Origin of the sequence: Alicyclobacillus fructus, from assembly GCF_017329605.1 — a bacterium.
Taxonomy (GTDB): domain Bacteria; phylum Bacillota; class Bacilli; order Alicyclobacillales; family Alicyclobacillaceae; genus Alicyclobacillus; species Alicyclobacillus fructus.
Genome location: NZ_JAFMTY010000061.1, coordinates 1 through 1,523 on the forward strand (window position 1 = coordinate 1; position 1,523 = coordinate 1,523).

1 protein-coding gene is annotated in these 1,523 nt (G+C 58.1%); it reads left to right on the forward strand.

Annotated features, from left to right (window positions below; all coding sequences use genetic code 11):
* Positions 1-312 precede the first annotated feature (312 nt).
* The coding region (locus J3481_RS14300) for an IS110 family RNA-guided transposase (protein ID WP_206832789.1) at positions 313-1,523 on the forward strand (1,211 nt) is incomplete at its 3' end.

A 1,523-nucleotide genomic window follows, 5' to 3' on the forward strand; every position in this document is an offset into this window, starting at 1 on the left:
TCAGGGTTGAGTTGCTGGGGTATCCCCAGAGACAATGACCTTAAGCGTAGGGTCCGGGGCAGTTCTGGCGCCCCCTGTCGTCACCTGTTGGGTGAACTTCTCGAAAAGAGTGTTTCCCTGAAGCGGGCGTGTGACCTTTGACTCGCAGGCGGTCCCCCGGTCGTCTCCTTCTCGCATGTCAGCAGCATGCGAGTGTACCCAGGGAGCGACCGGTGAGTTCTCATCACGCGAGGCTGAGGGATACGCTCGCAGCTCGGGGATACCCCAGCGACTCAGACGCCCCACCCTGCCAAGCAGGAGGTGAATCTGACCATGGCATGTCTGTATGTTGGTATCGACCTGGGTCTGAACAACTTTGTCGTGCGCGTCATCGACGAACAAGGCAAACCCGTGTCTGGCACCTTCACCCTCACCAATGACCTGGTGGGCGCCGAAAAGCTTGTGGACAAGCTCTTGGAGTTCCTCGCTTCCACCGGTTCGACACAGCTTCGAATCGGCATGGAAGCCACCAATGTGTACTGGTGGCATTTGCATGAGTTTCTCTCTCAGCATGACGCCCTCCAGCCATTTGACACGGAGATCTATGTCCTCAATCCGTCGCTGGTCGATGGGTTCAAAAAGGCCTACACCAAGTTGCCCAAAACGGACGCCATCGACGCCTGGGTCATCGCGGATAGGCTGCGCTTTGGCGGACTGCGACCCACGCTCCCGCAAGACCCGCGCTATGCCGCGCTCCAACGATTGACCCGATTTCGCTACCACCTGGTCCACAATCTCATCCGTGAGAAGAACCGGGCGCTCAGCATGGTTTTCCTCAAGTTCTCGCCGCTTTGTGACGACCAGCAGAATCCTTTCAGCGATCCGTTCGGCAAGGCAGCCACCGCTGTATTGTCCGAACTGACACCGGATGAGGTCGCAGAACGGCCGCTCGAGGAACTCGCCCAGTTCATCGCGGAGCACGGCAACAATCGGCTGCGTGACCCACAGGCGTTGGCACAGGAACTCAAGCGGCTCGCTCAGCGCGCCTACCGACTGAACCCCACCGTAGCCGACGCGATTGAGATCACCCTGTCGATGACGCTTAGCAACATCCAGTTCCTTCAGCAACAGCTGAAGAAGCTGGACAAGGTCATCGCACGCCATTTGGCGGCGATTCCTCAGACACTCGATACCGTGCCTGGCATTGGGCCGGTCATTGCAGCTGGCATCGTCTCCGAGATCGGGGACATCTCGCGTTTCGACAACCAAGCTGCCCTCGCGAAATTTGCAGGCTTGACGTGGTCCGTCCATCAGTCAAGCCAATTCCGGGCCGATGACACCAAACTGACGAAGTCAGGAAACTACTACCTGCGGTACTACCTGATTGAGGCGGCCAACTCGTTGCGGGTACACAACAGGGAGTACGCCGAGTTTTACCACCGGAAGTACCGCGAAGCGACGACGCACCACCACAAACGTGGATTAGTTCTTACGGCCCGGAAATTCGTGCGACTGGTCTATGCGCTGCTGAGCAAAGGCCAAAT